The organism is Arcicella sp. BE140, from assembly GCF_031456255.1.
GTDB lineage: Bacteria > Bacteroidota > Bacteroidia > Cytophagales > Spirosomataceae > Arcicella > Arcicella aquatica.
On the sequence record NZ_JAVDUE010000001.1, the window covers coordinates 107,728 to 124,886 of the forward strand.

Sequence of the window (17,159 nt, forward strand, 5' to 3'; positions counted from 1 at the left end):
AAATTAATGTTTCTCAAAAAAAACTCATTTGTCCTTGAATAACACCGTGGAAGTAAAAGAAATAGACTTAGAGCAAGAACGGAAAGAGATTCTAAAGCGATACCGAAAATTACTCAACATTGCCCGTCCATATTTGCAAGATGATGATGCTAAACTGATAAAAAAAGCTTTCCTATTATCTGCCGAAGCTCATAAAGAGATGAGGAGGAAATCTGGCGAGCCTTATATTTATCATCCTATTGCTGTTGCCCAAATTTGTGTTGAAGAAATAGGCTTGGGGGCAACATCCATCATGTGCGCATTGCTTCATGATGTGGTGGAAGATACTGAGATAGAACTGACAGAAATTGAAGCTATTTTTGGGAAAAATGTAGCCAAAATTATCGATGGTCTTACTAAAATTACGGGCGTTTTTGATTATGGAAGTTCACAACAAGCTGAAAACTTCCGTAAGATGTTACTTACGCTTTCGGATGATATTCGGGTAATTCTTATCAAACTTGCCGACCGTTTGCATAATATGCGAACACTGGGAAGTATGCCTCGTGATAAACAACTCAAAATTAGCTCTGAAACTTTTTATTTATACGCTCCACTGGCACACCGTTTAGGACTTCATGCTATAAAGTCTGAACTAGAAGACTTGTGTTTGAAATATACTGAGCCAGAAGCGTATAAAGATATTGCCAAGAAGTTAAAGGAAACCAAAACATCAAGAGAGAGTTTCATACAAAATTTTATTCGCCCGATTGAGAAAGACCTTAACATAATGGGGTATAAACACATTGTGAAAGGACGACCGAAATCAATCTATTCTATTTATCACAAGCTCAAGAAGAACAATACTCCCTTTGAGGAAATTTATGACCTTTTTGCGGTGCGGGTAATTTTAGATGTTCCTACTGAATTAGAGAAATCTGCTTGTTGGGCTGTCTACTCGATGGTAACAGACCATTATAAACCCAATCCTGAACGGTTGAAAGACTGGATTTCTAATCCTAAATCCAATGGGTATGAATCGTTACATACTACAGTAATGAGTTCTGGGCGACGTGGACGCTGGGTAGAAGTACAGATTCGGACAACTAGAATGGATGAAATTGCTGAAAAAGGATTTGCCGCACACTGGAAATACAAAGGAAATGATACGCGTACAAACAAAGCTTTTGAGTCGTGGTTAAGCCAAATTCGGGAAGCGTTGGATACTACTGATAAATCACAATCAGCTGTTGAATTGGTTGATGATATTAGAAGTAGTTTATATAACGACGAGATTTTTGTATACACCCCAAAAGGGAAACTGATTGTATTAAAAGACGGTGCTACAGCATTGGATTTTGCCTTTGAAATCCACTCAGAAGTAGGAGCAAGGTGTATAGGAGCCAAGGTAAATAATAAGCTAGTGCCGTTGAGCCACAAACTCAAGACTGGTGATATTATCGAGTGTATGACCTCGGCAAAGCAAAAGCCATCCGAAGATTGGTTAGCTTTTGTAGCAACGACCAAGGCGAAAGCCCGAATTAAGGATTATATTAAAGAAGCCAACAAACAGCACGTCATCATGGGACGTGATATGATTGAACATCGCTTAAAAGTGTTGGGTGTAAATACGTTAACCTTAGAAATTACCAATCAACTAAGGGCTTATTTTAATGCCAAGGATACAAACGACTTATTTTATCGTTTTGGGAAAGCATATATTAGCTTAGACGAGATAAAAAAATGGAAGTCTGACCGAGAAGCGCATGAAAGAAAGCAGGCTACAAAAACCATTCAAGAACCCCTAACGAATACTAAAAACATCGTTAAAGAGCTTAAGAAATTGCATGGCGATGTAAAAAATGCGGATGCAATTTTGATTGGTGAAGACATGGATAGAGTAGATTATACCCTAGCCAAATGTTGTAATCCAATTGCAGGCGATACTGTTTTTGGATTTGTTACGATTAACGAAGGTATAAAAATTCATAGAACTTCATGCCCCAATGCTACAGAGCTATTGTCTCGTCATGGCGATAGAGTAATCAAAGCTTTGTGGACGAGCCAAGTGAAAATGTCGTTTGTTGCTCAGTTAATTATTAAAGGCACCGACCGCATGGGCTTGATGAACGATGTAACAAGGGTAATTTCACAAGAGTTAAAAGTAAATATCCAAAATCTTTCGATAGGAGTAAAAGAAGGTATTTTTGAAGGAAAAATAGCATTGATGGTTCAAGATACACAGCATCTTGAGACACTAGTTCACTCTTTAGAGCAAGTAGATGGTGTAATTCAGATTGAAAGAGGAGACTAGAATTTCTTTTTCTCTTAAAAATTGATTTATTTTACTTTTCAAAATTGATTTAGTCTAATTATTAAATCAATAAATTTTATTTTTTGTTTTTCTGAAAATAGTCAGTAATGCCATCAAACGCCACATTAGAGGCAGTAAAGAAGATTTTTACTGCTTATCTTGAAAATAAAAGTCTTCGAAAAACTCCAGAACGATTTGCCATTTTGGAGGAAATTTACACAAGAGATGACCATTTCGATGTGGAGGAACTATATATTTCGATGAAAAATAAGAAATATCAGGTTTCACGTGCTACGGTATATAATACACTTGACGTATTAGTAGAATGTGATTTAGTTTCTAAGCATCAATTTGGGAGAAATCAGGCTCAATACGAAAAATCTTACGGACGTCGCCAACATGACCACCTGATTTGTACAGAATGCCATCATGTTACTGAATTTTGTGACCCAAGAGTACAAACGATACAGTCGATGGTAGGAGAAATGTTACAGTTCAATGTAATGCACCATTCTTTGATTTTTTATGGTGCTTGTACAAAAACAGAATGTGAACATAAAAAAGCGATGTTAGCTGAAAGAGAATTGTCTAGCAGAGAGCATCATTAACAGTATTTATCAACAAAAAGAAAACTGGCGTTTTATTCGAATGATGAATGAAACGCCAGTTTTTGTGTTTTTAGGAATTTTTTTGGAATACTCTTCAACTAAAACTACAGCATTATTGAAATTCTTGTGAGGTTTTATTTTTGTTTGTTTATCTTTGCGACTTTGATTAGGTGGTTTATTCTTTTTTGATTTTTCTGTTTCCTGTCATCTCGACGTCAGGAGGGAACTGGTCTGCCACCGCCAGATACTTCCTTCGTGAGAATGACAACCAAAAAACAAAAAAATGGCAGTAGATGTATTGTTGGGTTTGCAGTGGGGTGATGAAGGAAAGGGTAAAATAGTTGATGTTTTAGCCCCTAAATATCAAGTTGTTGCTCGTTTTCAAGGTGGACCAAACGCTGGGCATACCCTTGAATTCGATGGTTTTAAACATGTTTTGCACCAAATTCCGTCTGGAATTTTCCGTCAGGATGTACAAAACATTATTGGAAATGGTGTTGTGCTTGACCCAATTATTTTCAAAAAAGAAATTGATGGTTTGGCAAAGTATAATTTGAACGTACTTGAAAACCTAGAAGTATCTAAAAAAGCTTCTATCATTCTTCCAACACACCGTTTGTTGGATGCTGCCTATGAAAAAGCAAAAGGCGATGCTAAAATTGGTTCAACGTTAAAAGGTATCGGGCCAACTTATACTGATAAAATTTCACGTCAAGGATTAAGAGTAGGTGATATGATTTCACCAAACTTCAAAGCAAAATATGATGCTTTGGTGGCTCGTCATACTGCAATTTTAGATGTCTATAAGTTTGAATATGATTTAACAGCCGCTGAAGCTGACTTTTTTGAAGCAGTAGAGTTTATGAAACAATTCCGTTTGGTAGATTCTGAATACTCTGTTAATAATGCGATTACTGCTGGCAAAACGATTTTGGCTGAAGGTGCGCAAGGAAGTTTACTAGATGTTGACTTTGGTTCGTACCCATTTGTTACTTCTTCAAACACTATCACGGCAGGTGCTTGTACAGGTTTGGGAGTTGCTCCAAAAAATATTGGCGAAGTTTACGGTATCTTCAAAGCTTATGCTACACGTGTAGGTTCAGGGCCGTTTCCTACGGAATTGATGGATGAAGTAGGCGAAAGAATGCGTCAGGAAGGTCGTGAATTTGGTTCAACTACTGGTCGTCCTCGTCGTTGTGGTTGGATTGATTTACCAGCGCTTAAATACGCAATGATGATTAATGGCGTAACGCAATTGGTCATGATGAAGGCAGACGTATTAAATATATTTGAAGAAATAGAAGTGTGCGTCGCTTATAAATTACCAGACGGTACGGTTACAGAGCAATTGCCTTACGATATGACTGATACGATTGTAGAACCAGTTTATGAAACATTGAAAGGGTGGAACTGTTCGTTAGAAGGATTAAGAAATTTCGAAAACCTTCCAGCTGAATTAACAGGCTATATTACTTTCTTGGAAGAGAAACTAGGGTTACCAATCAATTTTATCTCTACGGGTCCAGACCGCGACGAATGTGTATTGAAAGGAGCTTTGGCTTAATCCAAAACATAATATTTTCAAAAGGTTCGACAGTTTTTTGTAAATTGTCGAACCTTTTTATTTGACATTCACTTATATAGCTCTTTTAAATGGAAGTGTTTTTATAAATTATCGTATGATATATACAGAAGAAAACATAGAAGCTTTCAACGAACAAGCTCGTTTGAAGTTTCCCGAAAATAAAAAGTTTTTTGATAGACTTAAAAATAAAAAAATCAAAAAGTTGGATGAAGCTTTTCATCCTGTGCATGAAGATGTTTTTGATGAAGTAGATTGCTTGAAATGTGGAAATTGCTGTAAAACTACCAGCCCAATCTTTACGGATATTGATATTGACAGAATCGCTAAACATTTGCGTATTCGTCCTGCTCAGTTAGTAAAAGAGCATTTGCATCTGGATAGCGACCACGACTATGTGCTGAATTCCTCGCCTTGTACTTTCTTAGGTTCAGATAATTATTGTTCAATTTATGACTTTAGACCTAAGGCTTGCAGAGAATATCCACATACAGATCGTAAGAATATTGCTGGAATTTTACCCCTTACTTTAGAAAATACAAAAGTTTGTCCAGCAGTTTTTGAAATAGTAGAACAACTTAAAAAAGCAGGTCTGGGGAATAAGGGCGGAATCGTTGAGTAGTTATAGCTATAAAAAATGCTAAAAAAGTACAAATAGTTCCCATCAATAATACAGGATAGTACATAAAAAGACGTAAATCGTTTTTAGTTTGTATTATTGACTGATAAAAATTCCGTATTTTTGAGACCACAAAACTTTTACTATCACTATACAATAAAAAATAATGGCGGCAGTCGAGTACTTAGGCATAGACATTGGTGGAACGAATGTCAAGATGGGCATCGTAAATTCAGAAACAGGACAAATTTCTAATTTTTATAGTCACGATACTGTGAGCTGGCGAAAATCAGGACATTTCGAAGACCGTCTCGGAGAAGCAATAGGTTTACAACTTATTGATAATAAAAATATCACTAAAGTAGGAATCGGCTTACCCGGAATGATTAATTCGGCTAGAGTAACGCCAATTGAAATTACGGCAATCCCTGAGTTGAACAATGTTCCCTTGGTTGAGATACTTAAAAAACGCTTCCCAGCAGTAGATTTTTTCCTTGAAAATGATGCGAATGCAGCAGCTTTAGGAGAATTTTATTTTGGCGAAGATCGTATTGACGAAAGCTATATCTTTATTACCTTAGGGACTGGTGTAGGTGGTGCAGCCATCATTGGTAAAAAAGTATTTAGTGGCGGTAGAGGTAACGCAATGGAACCTGGGCATACGCCTTCAGTAAATGGCAAGGTTTTAGAGAGAAACATTGGTAAAAATGAATTGTTAGACCTTGCTAATACAATGAGAAAAGAATTCAGAGGTGTTACTCAACTACCCGATGATGGAACTATCTCAACAACAGGATTAGTAGCGTCTGCTTCAGAAGGAGATGCATTAGCTTTACAGGTATTTACGAAAGTAGGAGAATTGCTTGGCGAAAATTTATGTCACTTAGTAGCCATCCTTGATATCAATTTAATTTTGATTGGTGGAGGGTTGTCAGCTTCGTTTGACTATATTTTACCATCAATTACATCTACAATGGAACGCTGGTTAACCAAATATCATGCTGACGGATTAACCATTAAACGTGCTACTTTGGGTAATGATGCAGGTCTTTTAGGGGCTGCTTCATTATGTTTTTAATAATATTCTTTAAATAATTATAGTAAATCTTTTCATAGTAATGCGGTATTAAAAAAATGTTTGATAATCTAATTTTTATCATCATCTTTGCACCGTTTTTCTAACCAAAAATCGTTCTAAAAATGGCAGACATTGCAGAAAAAGTAAAAGGCATTATCGTCGAGAAGTTGGGCGTTGACGCAGCAGAAGTTACTCCAGAGGCTTCATTCACAAATGATTTGGGTGCAGACTCATTGGATACAGTAGAATTAATCATGGAATTCGAAAAGGAATTTAACGTTTCTATTCCTGATGATCAAGCTGAAAATATCCAAACAGTTGGTCAGGCAATCACATATCTTGAAGAAAACGCCAAGTAATCTGAACTTCTTTATGTGCTAATTTGAAAGTAAAATTATTGATTCTACCTGAACTATAGTTTTATGACAGATTAGCACATTTTTATTGATTTTCAGGTTAATTATGCTCAAATTTGAGTATTAATTTATATGCTTAGATAAAAGCCAAAGGATTTAAAAATTAAGAAGTGTTCAAAACAGATAAATTGGATGGTATTTTTTCCTCTAATTTTATCTATCATCTTTTATCTAATACTTAGTTAAATTTTATTTTTCTCATGAAGAGTTTTAAAAGAGTAGTCGTAACGGGAATAGGTGCTTTGACTCCTATCGGAAATACTGTACCAGAATATTGGGATGGACTAAAAAATGGAGTCAGTGGTTGCGATAATATCACAAAATTTGATGCTTCAAAATTTCGTACTCGCTTTGCTTGCGAATTGAAAAATTTTGATGTTACAAAATTTATTCCTCGCCAAGATGCTCGTCGGATGGATCAGTTTACTCAATATGCAGTAGTTGCGGCTGATGAAGCTATTGTAGATTCAGGACTTGACCTTGAAAATATAGATAAAAATAAAGTTGGGGTAATTTGGGGTTCTGGTATCGGAGGCTTAAAAACTTTTGAAGAAGAAATGATTTACTTCGGAAAAGGGGATGGCACGCCAAAAATCAATCCTTTCTTTATTCCAAAAATGATTGCCGATTCAGCATCGGGTAATATTTCAATTCGTCATGGTTTCCGTGGACCAAACTACGTAACTGTTTCGGCTTGTTCATCTGCCAATAATGCGATTATTGATGCTTTTAATTATATCAGATTAGGGCGTATTAATATTTGTGTGACTGGCGGCTCTGAAGCAGCAGTAACGATTGCCAGTGTGGGTGGTTTTACAGCCATGCGTGCGATGTCTGAACGCAATGATGACCCTAAAACAGCTTCACGTCCTTATGATAAAGATCGTGACGGTTTTGTCGTAGGTGAAGGTGCAGGAGCATTAATCTTAGAAGATTATGACCATGCGGTTGCTCGTGGAGCAAAAATTTATGCTGAGTTAATCGGCGGAGGGTTCTCTTCTGATGCTTATCATATTACCGCACCACACCCAGATGGTTATGGCGCATTACTTTCGATGAAAGATGCCCTTGATGATGCTGGAATCCAACCAGAAGAAGTAGATTATATCAATACACATGGTACATCTACCCCTCTTGGTGACCCACAAGAGTTGAAAGCAATTGTAGATTTATTTGGAGAGCATGCTTATAAAATGAACATAAGCTCGACAAAATCTATGACTGGTCACTTATTAGGTGGAGCAGGTGCTATCGAAGCGGTGGCTTCAATCTTAGCAATACAGCATCAACTTGTACCTCCAACGATTAACCATTTTACGGAAGATCCAGAAGTTGACAATCGTTTAAATTTGACTTTGAATAAAGCTCAAGAAAGAAAAATAGATGTTGTTTTAAGTAATGGATTTGGCTTTGGAGGTCATAATGCTACGGTTATATTCAAAAAAATATAGTTTTTAGTTGATAGGGGAATAGGGGATAATTGATAGTAGTTAAGGCGAAGTCAAATTTTTTTATTAATGTTGCAATCTCATTCAATCAGCTTTAGCTATTAGGTTTTAACTATCAATTATCATTTTAGAAATATGCTATCACCAATTATTGATTTTTTTTCAAGTGATCCTAAAGACAAGAAGTTAAAAAATGCAGTAGAACATATTATCGGGGAGAATCCCTCGAATTTAATGCTGTATCGATTAGCTTTTATGCACTCTTCGGTATCCAAAGAAACAATCGCTAAAGGTTACAAGGATTCTAATGAAAGACTTGAATTTTTAGGAGACTCAGTATTAGGGATGATTACAGCAGAATATTTGTTTAAAAAATTCCCTTTTAAAGACGAAGGTTTTTTAACCGAAATTCGTTCGAGAATGGTTAGTCGTGAATCTTTGAATGTAGTAGCTAGAAAAATTGGTCTAGATAGGCTTGTTGAATATGATGGTAACCGTAAAACCGTACTTACCAGAACATCAATGTATGGCGATGCATTAGAAGCTTTAATCGGAGCCATTTATTTAGACAAGGGTTTTCGTTTTACAAGGTCGTTTATTATCAAAAAAATACTTACGCAGCATTTTGATATTGAGACTGTTGTACAAAATAACCCTAATTTTAAATCAATAGTCATAGAATGGGCTCAGCGCGAAGGCAAACCTATTAGGTTTGAAATCATCGAAGAGGGTTCAAAACATAATAAAGAATTTACAGCGACCATTTTTGTGAATGAAGAAGCCTTTTCGATAGGGCAGGGATATTCCAAAAAGAAAGCCGAGCAGACAGCCGCCATGAAGGCTTGCGAAAAGCTAGAAATTAGTTAATAATAAATTATTTCAAGAAAAAAGCCCGAGAGAATTTATTTCTTCGGGCTTTTTTTATTGGCTTCTTACGGAATAATACTACTTAACCCATACTGTACCTTTTAAGTTTCCTCTACATTTTTTGTTGAATTTAAAGGTTAATTTAACTTCATTGGCATAATAATCATTTCGGTAAACTGTATCAATATCAGTACTTTTAGAAAGTTTAATTACATTAACACCTCCAGTATATCCCATTAAAATGTCAGTGTCTTCACTTATTTCCCCTTCAATTGTTACAGAAATATAATTGTAATTACGATCTTCAGGGAAAGTATGCTCAAATACATATTGTCCATTAATGGGATTAATCTCAAATTTTGCTTTGTGTCCTGTAAACATTGGTAAAATAAATAAGAATGATAAAATTAAAACAATCATTCCTAATACCACATATAGTATTCCTTTTAGCAAGGGTTTAATTAATTCCATAATTTCAGTTATTTAGCTATTTAAAATACAATTTTCTATATCAAACAAGCGTAATATGTGAACGAATTATTGCAATTTACATAATCGTTACCAAGAGTGGGTGTACTGATGAACCATTTTCAATAGTATAATTAATTCACCTATTGATAGGTATTGTAAATCTTTGGTTCAATTTTTGCGATTATTTAGCTAAAATGCTTATTAGTAACGATTTATTTTGATTCATGTAATCTCCCTTCTTTCTGATTCATTAATACATTAACTTTGCTAATAAGTAGTATTATTTTATTACGGTATCTCAAATAGATTTAAAAAGACCCTCTAAGAAATCATGAAGTTAGACTTTTCGGCAATCGAAAATTATGGACAAAAATATGCTAACCAAGTTTGTGATGACTTTTTTAATAGAACTGCCACAATCAATGGACAACAAATTTTAAAACTTAGCAATGTTGCGCAAGTAAATATGTTTGTTGTAAGCGATTTGTTTGAGAAATGGAAAGCTGATACAGAAGCCTTTAAAAGTCCTTACTTTAATTTTGATAGTGACGACGTTAAAGCTACCTTGAAGACTTTCATGAATACGGCTTCACAAAATATCATGGTGAAACGAGAGCATTTTGAACCGATGTTATCGAAAGCTGTTGTGAAAACCATTATTTTATTACTTGATCCAAGTAAATACTTTGATGATTTTGTAAGAGATTCTCCAGAATTTACACTTACCAAAGAACGTTTAGCACAACTCGCAAAATATACCAAGATTAACAGCCACATTGCTAAATCAATGACCGAAAAAATGGGCAATGATGATAAAGTATATGTAACTGTTGCTTTAAATTGGCTAAAAGAAATTAGCGACAACGTAGCGTTTGAAAATGTTGATAAGTACCTTGAAACGTTAGCAGCTAAAGTATCTTTCAAAAAAGAAGATTTTATAAAAGCTTCAGCGAGACCCGTAGAAGAAGCTCCTGTTAAAAAGGTAGCACAATCTTTTTTTGACATTGAAGATGAGTTAGATGATGAAAACGCTCCGTTACCAACTGTTGATAAAATTCAAGCTGAAATAGATAGAAAAGGAACGCCTGCGGAGATGAAATTGCCGGGCTTAGATCGCCTGAATGATACTTTCGTTGGAGATTTGCCAACGGTTAATGATTTATTGAAGAGAGATAACGTAGCAGGGGGAACACCTTTGGCTGATTTAGCTTTCAATCGTCCTATTAAAAGCATTGCGGATGGGGTAAGCCTCAATCAGAAATTCGTTTTTATTGGTAAATTGTTTGATGGTGACATCAACGCATATAGCAATGCCATTGATAAAATAGATGCTTGTAGCAATCTTTCGGATGCTAAAAATTATATGAATAAATATTTAGCGCCTAAATACAATTGGATTTCGGTTGCTGAAGAAGCTAATGATTTTTTAGAAGTAGTTGCTAGAAAATTTCATTAAAAATAATTAAATTGTTGGTATAAAGTCCTTTAGATGATGCTTTTGAGAATAATTACTCAAAGCATCATTTTTTTGTACTGCACTTTAACAATTTATTATGAAAAAATATCTACTCCTGTTCATGAGCATTCTTTATTATGCTCATGTAAACGCTCAGGATTATTCTACTAAAGAAAATAATATACGAAACCTTATTCAGGAAATCATGGGAAATCCCGTTGATGGTATTTCTGAAGACTTGTTTGAATCTCTTTACCAGAATTATCTGAATCCACTGGATTTAAATACCGTTTCTCGCCCTGAGCTCGCTTCTTTGTATATACTTTCTGAAAAACAACTGAATTCCTTCTTTAACTACCGTGATAAAGCAGGAAAATTCCTATCTATTTATGAATTACAAGCCATTCCTGATTTTGATTTAGCGACTATTTATAAATTCATACCATTCGTTACAGTAAAAGCCGATGGACTATCGATTAAAGACTTTCAAGATAGTTGGCAAAAAGCCAATCAGTACTTATTGCTTAGATACACTCAATACGTAGAAACGAAGAAAGGCTTTACTGAGCCTGATTCTCGGAGTAAGGTAAGGTATGAAGGCTCGCCCATGAAATTATATGCTCGTTATAAAATCTCATTGCCAAAGAATTTTAGTGCTGGCTTTACTGCCGAAAAAGATGAAGGCGAAAGTCAGTTGACCGATTTTACTTCCTTTCACTTTCAAATTCAAAATAAAGGGCATTGGAAAAATATTAACCTAGGCGACTATCAATTACAGTTTGGTCAAGGATTGATTGCTGCTGCTGGCTTCTATTTAGGGAAGGGCTCAGAAACGGTACTTACTACTCGTAGAAATCATTTAGGCGTTCGTCCTTATACATCGGTTATGGAAAGCAATTTTTTTAGAGGAGGTGCGGCTACTTATCAATTCAAAGCTTTTGAAATGACAGGTTTTTATTCCCGAGTAAATCGGGATGCGAATTTGGCTTTAGATAAAAATACAAATGCCAATTATGTTACTTCATTACAAACAGCAGGTTTGCATAGAACCGCTTCTGAAATTGCTGATAAAAGGTCGTTGATGGAAGAAAACTTTGGAGGAGATATTACCTTCAATAACAAAACAAATACTTTTCAAGCTGGGATTACTTTATTAAAAACCAATTTTAGTTTACCATTGATAAAAGCCGATAAGGTGTATAATCAATATGAGTTTTCGGGACAAGATAATCTTTTGACTGGTCTTCATTGGAGTTATAATTATCAGAATTATAATTTTTTTGGAGAGGCCGCTCGCTCGACGAGTGGTGGTATTGGTGCTGTAACGGGTGTTTTAGCAAGCCTAAGTAATCGGACTGATATATCGGTTTTATTAAGAAATTATGATAAAGATTTTCATAGTTTTTATGGTAATGGTTTTTCCGAAAATTCCCGCAATATCAATGAACGAGGAATCTATTCAGGGATAAAGCATTCATTTAATAAAAAGTGGTCGGCCTCGGCTTATTTCGATTATTTTTACTTTCCTTGGTATAGATACCTCGTCGATAAACAACCGACTACGGGTTTTGATTATTTAGGAAGAATCACTTTTCAGCCTTCTAAAAAACTACAAGCCTATTTACAATTCAGACAAGAGAACAAAGAAGAGAATACCAAAATTACAGAAACCTATCTGGATAAAGGCAAAGAAAAAACCAGAGAAATTACCGTAGTAAGAGAAAGAAGTAAAAGGGCATTGCTGGCGAATATAAACTATAGGGCATCTAAAATATGGGAGTTTCAGACGAGGGCATCTTTCAGCACTTTTCAGTTTGAAGGACAAAGCTTGACAAAGGGCTTTGCGATTGCACAGGATGTAAATGCTGATTTAGGGCGGTTATCATTATCTGGTAGAATTGCCTATTTCAATACAGATGATTATGATAATCGACAGTATTTTTATGAGCAGGATGTTCTCTATGCTTTTTCTTTTCCAGCTTATTATCAACATGGTTTTCGACATTATCTCTTGGCAAAGTACAAAGTCAGTCGAAATGTAGATGCATGGGTTCGTTGGGCGAGGACAGATTTGTTAGGAGATGATGCTACTTTTGGCTCAGGATTAGAAGAAATTTTAGCATCACATCGCTCAGAAGTAAAAGTACAGTTGAGGTTGCATTTTTAAAATAGCGATAAGCATTGAGCTTTGAGGGATGAACTTTTTATTAAATATTCTGTATGAACGAAGAGGGAAAATACATTTACCAAAGCAAAGCTTTTTCATTACGTCCTTTTCAAGATGGGGACGAAGCATCATTAGTGAGTCATGCTAATAATATCAAGATATTTAATAATGTGCGTGATTCCTTTCCACATCCTTATACGCATGATGATGCAGTTTGGTGGATAGATGCAAACAAAAAGATAGATAAGCCTATTAATTCTTTAGCGATTGTCATTGAAGGAAAGGTAGTAGGAGGGATTGGTATTATTTTGGGTAATGATATTTATCGTATCAGCGCTGAAATAGGATATTGGTTAGGGGAAGCCTATTGGGGCAAAGGGATAATGCCTGAAGCGGTAAAAGCGATGACAGATTATGTGTTTAAAAACTTCCCAGAAATCATCAGAATTTGGGCTGGCATATTTGAATACAACAAAGCCTCAATGCGAGTATTAGAAAAAGCAGGTTATCAATTAGAAAGCATCCAACCAAAAGCATCCATCAAAAATGGGCAGGTGATTGATAATTATTTGTATGTTCAGTTTAGGGATAAGTAATAAACGAATGGAAATTAAGCCAAGGAAAAATAAGTACATACGGTGATAATATCAGAAGGGTTTCTGATGCTCCTAATGTTTTTAAAAGATAACTTGAAATGAAAAACGATAAAAACAGTAAAATTGAAAAATTTCACTTTGAAGAAATTCTTTTAATACTCATGATATTAGCATCAGATTTATCTAAGTATGATGAAGATGATTTAGGCTGTTTTAGTGAAAGTATAGAAGGTAGAATAGAAGTATTATTTACAAAAGACTTTCTATCATCTCTTAATAGTAACTTTGGAATTACTGATGATAATATAGTTGAACTTGATAAATTAAGAAATCTTGTGGTAAAACTTTATGAATCTCAATGGAGTAAAAAGCTCATAGGGGCAAATCGAGAAATTGATATAATTAGATTTAGTGCATCCCAAATTTTAGATGATTTAAAAGTAATGAATCGTGAACCGAAAAATTTTTCTGATGAACATCTAAATATAAATTGGTAAGTACGCAACTCCTTGTTTGTCCTAGGATTATTCAACGTCATTGTGTCTTGCTTTCTTAGAACGCAACATGGTATAATGGATTAAAAACGATTTTTGTACAAAATTAAACAACCGATAGCTTTGTATTTGAAAGTAAAAGTTTGTGTAATTTGCTAATAATGAATATATTAAAAATAGGTTGTAGGAAGGTTAAGTGTAGCGTTCCTACGATTTCAAATGGAGAAGAAAGTTAAGTCTATCTGTTCCTGTTTCGCTATCAACAGGCTTCAAAACAGAACAAACTAATAACACAGGTATGTTAGTAGGTGACAAAACAGAGGTATCAGGAGGAGGTTCTGTTTTTGGACCGTTTGGTATATTTTATTCAAGAGAAGCGGATAAAAACATTCCTGAAGCAACAACAACTGTGACTCATAGATTAGCATTTTTTAATTTAGGACTTGCAGGGGGAGCTGGTCTTGTAGGTGATGTTAATGCTAGCATGGGTTTAAAAATATCTAAAAAAGAAGATAATTAAAAAAGATGATTAATAAAAAACAAATATTAAGCCTAACTACAACATTTAGTAGTGTAGGTTATTTACTAGGTGCTATTTTAATTGTAATTTTTGGTACTATACTGTTTATTTTGAATGCTCAGATACTTTTGGTTATTATTTGTTTATATCTTTCAATAAATATGATTTTGATTTCAACATTTTATCAAATTTCTCAAAACAACGATATTTTAGAAGTAGATAATTTGTTTTTTAGTAAAAAATATTATAAGAGAATAGATATTTTGACTATTAAATTAAAAATTGTTCATTGGTATATATTTTTTTTTCCAACTGTTCAAATATTTTTTACTGATGGAAGTAGAGCAACATTTATTTACAGATACTTTTTTTCAATGGGATTAGAAAATAAAGATATTTTTTTAAATAAAATTTTTGGTGAGGCTTGAGGCTAAGTGACTAGATAGTGGAAATCTCCGTCTGGTCGTAGCGACAACCCAAAACGCTTTTTGCACATATATTGGACAACCGATAGCTCTGTATTTGAAAGGAAAAATGTATTTATAGTTTGTTAATAATCAATAACCCTCGCCTCCAACTGGTCTTAGGCTCTCCAAAGACCAAAACATAGAAGAGCGTCCCGCTCGAAATTTGTTAAGATAGTTTAAATTATTCGTGGAGACGTATATAATGGCAAGGAAAAAGTGGTTATAAAGTATTCACGTATTGATGTGTTTGCCTTAGTTTTAATGCTTAAGTTTTACAATAAAAACGACTATGAAAAAAATATTAATCATTTTGTTTGGGGTATTTGCATTTGAAGGATATTCACAAACTCACAAGGTTATCGTAAATCCAGACGGTACGCATTCAATACTTATTGATAACGGTGGTGCTAAAATAATTGTGAATCCTAATGGAACGCATTCACAAGTTGTTGGCGAAGGTACTATCAAGACAATCGTGAATCCTGATGGAACGCATTCTACGCTTATTGACAACGACAACGCTATTACTAAAACAATAACGAAACCACAAAGGAGACAACCCACAGTTATTGGCAACGGGACTATTAAAACAATCGAGAATCCTGATGGAACGCAAACCATTATTATTGGTAATGGTAATACCAAAGCAATTGTAAATCCAGACGGAACGCTTCATGCAATTATTGAGAACGATAGTATTACGACAATCGTAGATTCAAATAAAAACAAGCAGCATAGAAAAAGAGCGAAAGCAAAAAAATACTGAAAATATATAAAAAGAAGATGATAAGAGTATCCCTCGCTGTTCTAATTCTTTCCGCTATGTGTAACAATAAATAGCCTGTAGCTTCCCTCGCTTTTCCAAGTCTTTTTTGACTTGGAACGATAAATAAAATGCAGACTCTGTCTGCAAATGCAAATATTCAACAATTAAAAATATGCTTATAGAAATCAATCCAAAACTCCCCATGCGTAATAAAGCAATTACACGAGATTTTTATGTAAATCAATTAGGCTTTCAAGAATTTGGTAGTGCTGATTTTGAGGGCTACTTGATGGTACAAAAAGACAATATTCAAATACACTTTTTTGAGTTTAAGGAAATTGATCCCAAAGAAAACTATGGTCAGGTATATATTAGAACAGATGATATTGACCAATTGTACCAAACGTTTTTAGACACTAAAACAAGCATCCATCCAGCAGGGCATTTAGCATTAAAACCTTGGGGACAAAAAGAGTTTTCAATCCTTGACCCAGATAATAATTTGTTGACTTTTGGGCAGCGTATTTATTAATGTTTTGCTGGTTTGCAAGGAGTAAGAAAGAATACAAATCACGAAGTAATAAGGGTATTATTACATGGTGAATACTCTTGATAGCTAAAGTCAAGCTTTGCTTAATATTTGAAATAGAGAGAGTAATAATTGTTTAAGCTAATAATTGCTTAAAATTTTCCGCAGTAATTACAGGTATTTTAGGGAAGTCAAGCTTTTTTAGGATATTAAAATGTTTGTCGTCAGTTACAATATAATGGGCATTTCCAACAAAAGCGCAATCAACAAATTTATTATCATCAGCGTCAGACTGAATGATATTAAGTTGAAAGAAGACTTCAACTTTTTCCACATTTGGTAAGATTATTAAGAAGTCAAGGAAGTTTTTAGCGACATCCTTATTGAAAAATTGCGTTATTTTTTCCTCATATTCCAATAGAATTTCTGTACTTACCAATGCTGAGTAGCTTTGTATATACAATTCATCAATCAGCATAGCATATTCAGATTTACTTGAGATAGCTCTTAATATTACATTTGTATCTAATACGACCTTCATACTGCTAATCTACTGCTTGCATTTGAGCATCTGTGTATCCCTTATCTTCCCAAATTTTATCGGCTGATTGACGCACTTTATCCAAGAAAAACTTTGCCATTGTCCTCTTTAATTCTAATAATGTTTCATCGGATACACCTGTTGCATAGAGTTTTAATAGCTCTAATTGAACATTTGAAAGTGGAGGCTTAATTGTTGATTCTGTCATCGTAAATTAATTTTTATTAAAAATAAAACTTTT

The 17,159-nt window shown here is 34.5% G+C and carries 19 protein-coding genes; 16 read left to right on the plus strand and 3 right to left on the minus strand.

Features of this window, described 5'->3' with window-relative positions; translation table 11 throughout:
* The first annotated feature begins 34 nt into the window (after positions 1 to 34).
* The 8 genes from J2Y60_RS00405 (at position 35) to rnc (ending at position 8,911) form a co-directional block, all read left to right on the plus strand.
* The gene (locus J2Y60_RS00405) at positions 35 to 2,293 is read left to right on the plus strand and encodes a bifunctional (p)ppGpp synthetase/guanosine-3',5'-bis(diphosphate) 3'-pyrophosphohydrolase (RefSeq protein WP_309912877.1); all 2,259 of its coding nucleotides are present in this window, start codon (positions 35 to 37) and stop codon (positions 2,291 to 2,293) included.
* Between the two features lie 107 nt (positions 2,294 to 2,400).
* Positions 2,401 to 2,901, plus strand: a complete 501-nt coding sequence (locus J2Y60_RS00410) for a transcriptional repressor (protein WP_309912874.1) — start codon at positions 2,401 to 2,403, stop codon at positions 2,899 to 2,901.
* A gap of 283 nt (positions 2,902 to 3,184) precedes the next feature.
* A complete protein-coding gene (locus tag J2Y60_RS00415; protein ID WP_309912871.1) occupies positions 3,185 to 4,465 on the plus strand; it encodes an adenylosuccinate synthase in 1,281 nt (426 codons plus the stop codon).
* Positions 4,466 to 4,580: 115 nt separating this feature from the next.
* Complete coding sequence (locus J2Y60_RS00420) at positions 4,581 to 5,105, plus strand: YkgJ family cysteine cluster protein (RefSeq protein WP_309912868.1); 525 nt, start codon at positions 4,581 to 4,583, stop codon at positions 5,103 to 5,105.
* Between the two features lie 163 nt (positions 5,106 to 5,268).
* Entirely contained in the window at positions 5,269 to 6,180 is a 912-nt protein-coding gene (locus J2Y60_RS00425) for an ROK family protein (RefSeq protein ID WP_309912865.1), read from the plus strand.
* Between the two features lie 122 nt (positions 6,181 to 6,302).
* On the plus strand, positions 6,303 to 6,539 hold the full coding sequence (locus J2Y60_RS00430; RefSeq protein WP_184128888.1) for an acyl carrier protein: 237 nt from the start codon (positions 6,303 to 6,305) through the stop codon (positions 6,537 to 6,539).
* A 257-nt stretch (positions 6,540 to 6,796) separates the two neighbouring features.
* Positions 6,797 to 8,047, plus strand: coding sequence for a beta-ketoacyl-ACP synthase II (fabF, locus tag J2Y60_RS00435; RefSeq protein ID WP_309912862.1), 1,251 nt, complete (start codon positions 6,797 to 6,799; stop codon positions 8,045 to 8,047).
* A gap of 132 nt (positions 8,048 to 8,179) precedes the next feature.
* Entirely contained in the window at positions 8,180 to 8,911 is a 732-nt protein-coding gene (gene rnc, locus J2Y60_RS00440) for a ribonuclease III (RefSeq protein WP_184128894.1), read from the plus strand.
* A 78-nt stretch (positions 8,912 to 8,989) separates the two neighbouring features.
* Here rnc and J2Y60_RS00445 read toward each other — a convergent pair whose 3' ends face one another.
* Entirely contained in the window at positions 8,990 to 9,382 is a 393-nt protein-coding gene (locus tag J2Y60_RS00445; protein WP_309912858.1) for a hypothetical protein, read from the minus strand.
* A 331-nt stretch (positions 9,383 to 9,713) separates the two neighbouring features.
* On the opposite strand from J2Y60_RS00445, the gene J2Y60_RS00450 reads away from it, so the two are divergent.
* The 8 genes from J2Y60_RS00450 to J2Y60_RS00485 all read left to right on the plus strand — a co-directional run bounded on the left by J2Y60_RS00450 (position 9,714) and on the right by J2Y60_RS00485 (position 16,380).
* Entirely contained in the window at positions 9,714 to 10,838 is a 1,125-nt protein-coding gene (locus J2Y60_RS00450; RefSeq protein ID WP_309912856.1) for a hypothetical protein, read from the plus strand.
* Between the two features lie 97 nt (positions 10,839 to 10,935).
* The gene (locus J2Y60_RS00455) at positions 10,936 to 13,005 is read left to right on the plus strand and encodes a helix-hairpin-helix domain-containing protein (protein WP_309912853.1); all 2,070 of its coding nucleotides are present in this window, start codon (positions 10,936 to 10,938) and stop codon (positions 13,003 to 13,005) included.
* 53 nt (positions 13,006 to 13,058) lie between these two features.
* Positions 13,059 to 13,601, plus strand: a complete 543-nt coding sequence (locus tag J2Y60_RS00460; RefSeq protein WP_309912849.1) for a GNAT family N-acetyltransferase — start codon at positions 13,059 to 13,061, stop codon at positions 13,599 to 13,601.
* Positions 13,602 to 13,699: 98 nt separating this feature from the next.
* Positions 13,700 to 14,098 (plus strand): hypothetical protein, encoded by a 399-nt coding sequence (locus J2Y60_RS00465; protein ID WP_309912846.1) that lies wholly within the window; start codon positions 13,700 to 13,702, stop codon positions 14,096 to 14,098.
* A gap of 295 nt (positions 14,099 to 14,393) precedes the next feature.
* A complete protein-coding gene (locus J2Y60_RS00470; protein ID WP_309912843.1) occupies positions 14,394 to 14,615 on the plus strand; it encodes a hypothetical protein in 222 nt (73 codons plus the stop codon).
* Positions 14,616 to 14,620: 5 nt separating this feature from the next.
* Positions 14,621 to 15,043, plus strand: a complete 423-nt coding sequence (locus tag J2Y60_RS00475; RefSeq protein WP_309912841.1) for a hypothetical protein — start codon at positions 14,621 to 14,623, stop codon at positions 15,041 to 15,043.
* A 328-nt stretch (positions 15,044 to 15,371) separates the two neighbouring features.
* Complete coding sequence (locus J2Y60_RS00480) at positions 15,372 to 15,848, plus strand: hypothetical protein (RefSeq protein WP_309912838.1); 477 nt, start codon at positions 15,372 to 15,374, stop codon at positions 15,846 to 15,848.
* Positions 15,849 to 16,020: 172 nt separating this feature from the next.
* Positions 16,021 to 16,380 carry a VOC family protein gene (locus J2Y60_RS00485; protein ID WP_309912836.1) on the plus strand — a complete coding sequence of 120 codons (360 nt, stop codon included), beginning with the start codon at positions 16,021 to 16,023 and terminating at the stop codon, positions 16,378 to 16,380.
* Positions 16,381 to 16,513: 133 nt separating this feature from the next.
* Here J2Y60_RS00485 and J2Y60_RS00490 read toward each other — a convergent pair whose 3' ends face one another.
* Positions 16,514 to 16,918, minus strand: coding sequence for a putative toxin-antitoxin system toxin component, PIN family (locus J2Y60_RS00490; RefSeq protein WP_309912833.1), 405 nt, complete (start codon positions 16,916 to 16,918; stop codon positions 16,514 to 16,516).
* A gap of 4 nt (positions 16,919 to 16,922) precedes the next feature.
* Positions 16,923 to 17,126, minus strand: coding sequence for a hypothetical protein (locus J2Y60_RS00495; protein ID WP_309912831.1), 204 nt, complete (start codon positions 17,124 to 17,126; stop codon positions 16,923 to 16,925).
* Positions 17,127 to 17,159: the final 33 nt, after the last annotated feature.

Bases quoted from the DNA above. Each gene is read 5' to 3' on its own strand.
- J2Y60_RS00470 (WP_309912843.1), top strand. From the start codon at position 14,394: ATGTTAGTAGGTGACAAAACAGAGGTATCAGGAGGAGGTTCTGTTTTT.
- J2Y60_RS00410 (WP_309912874.1), top strand. From the start codon at position 2,401: ATGCCATCAAACGCCACATTAGAGGCAGTAAAGAAGATTTTTACTGCT.
- J2Y60_RS00480 (WP_309912838.1), top strand. From the start codon at position 15,372: ATGAAAAAAATATTAATCATTTTGTTTGGGGTATTTGCATTTGAAGGA.
- J2Y60_RS00425 (WP_309912865.1), top strand. From the start codon at position 5,269: ATGGCGGCAGTCGAGTACTTAGGCATAGACATTGGTGGAACGAATGTC.
- J2Y60_RS00485 (WP_309912836.1), top strand. From the start codon at position 16,021: ATGCTTATAGAAATCAATCCAAAACTCCCCATGCGTAATAAAGCAATT.
- J2Y60_RS00430 (WP_184128888.1), top strand. From the start codon at position 6,303: ATGGCAGACATTGCAGAAAAAGTAAAAGGCATTATCGTCGAGAAGTTG.
- fabF (WP_309912862.1), top strand. From the start codon at position 6,797: ATGAAGAGTTTTAAAAGAGTAGTCGTAACGGGAATAGGTGCTTTGACT.
- J2Y60_RS00465 (WP_309912846.1), top strand. From the start codon at position 13,700: ATGAAAAACGATAAAAACAGTAAAATTGAAAAATTTCACTTTGAAGAA.
- J2Y60_RS00475 (WP_309912841.1), top strand. From the start codon at position 14,621: ATGATTAATAAAAAACAAATATTAAGCCTAACTACAACATTTAGTAGT.
- J2Y60_RS00460 (WP_309912849.1), top strand. From the start codon at position 13,059: ATGAACGAAGAGGGAAAATACATTTACCAAAGCAAAGCTTTTTCATTA.
- J2Y60_RS00450 (WP_309912856.1), top strand. From the start codon at position 9,714: ATGAAGTTAGACTTTTCGGCAATCGAAAATTATGGACAAAAATATGCT.
- J2Y60_RS00495 (WP_309912831.1), bottom strand. From the start codon at position 17,126: ATGACAGAATCAACAATTAAGCCTCCACTTTCAAATGTTCAATTAGAG.
- J2Y60_RS00445 (WP_309912858.1), bottom strand. From the start codon at position 9,382: ATGGAATTAATTAAACCCTTGCTAAAAGGAATACTATATGTGGTATTA.
- J2Y60_RS00420 (WP_309912868.1), top strand. From the start codon at position 4,581: ATGATATATACAGAAGAAAACATAGAAGCTTTCAACGAACAAGCTCGT.
- rnc (WP_184128894.1), top strand. From the start codon at position 8,180: ATGCTATCACCAATTATTGATTTTTTTTCAAGTGATCCTAAAGACAAG.
- J2Y60_RS00455 (WP_309912853.1), top strand. From the start codon at position 10,936: ATGAAAAAATATCTACTCCTGTTCATGAGCATTCTTTATTATGCTCAT.
- J2Y60_RS00415 (WP_309912871.1), top strand. From the start codon at position 3,185: ATGGCAGTAGATGTATTGTTGGGTTTGCAGTGGGGTGATGAAGGAAAG.
- J2Y60_RS00490 (WP_309912833.1), bottom strand. From the start codon at position 16,918: ATGAAGGTCGTATTAGATACAAATGTAATATTAAGAGCTATCTCAAGT.